Genomic DNA, 270 nt, shown 5'->3' with positions numbered 1-270 from the left:
ACAGCAAAGCATCCCCCGCCTTGCACAATACCGGAAGCGCTTCACGCCCTTGCCATTGCACTTCGCCGGCCTGCGGCGGGCGAGCGGCACGATGGCTGCCCGGTACGATCCAGGTCGGCCCGATGCTGTGATCGATATCGCTGAGGTACACCTGCGCAGTCAGAATCTGCATCGGCTGGGTAAAGGCCCCGCGCTCGCTGATCCAGGCCGGCAGTTGCAGGGGCAGATGGTCAAGGTGCAGCGCCATGCCGGGGTAACCGGGGTGGCTAC

At 65.2% G+C, this 270-nt stretch carries 1 protein-coding gene; it reads right to left on the bottom strand.

What is annotated here, in order from left to right:
- On the bottom strand, nt 1–270 hold a 270-nt coding region (locus SB765_RS29925), incomplete at both ends, for a phytanoyl-CoA dioxygenase family protein (RefSeq protein WP_410932533.1).

The sequence above is a fragment of the Pseudomonas sp. SIMBA_067 genome (assembly GCF_046534675.1).
Lineage (GTDB): Bacteria > Pseudomonadota > Gammaproteobacteria > Pseudomonadales > Pseudomonadaceae > Aquipseudomonas > Aquipseudomonas putida.
The sequence above is the reverse complement of the archived record's forward strand: the minus strand, read 5'-3'. Positions and strand labels throughout refer to the sequence as shown.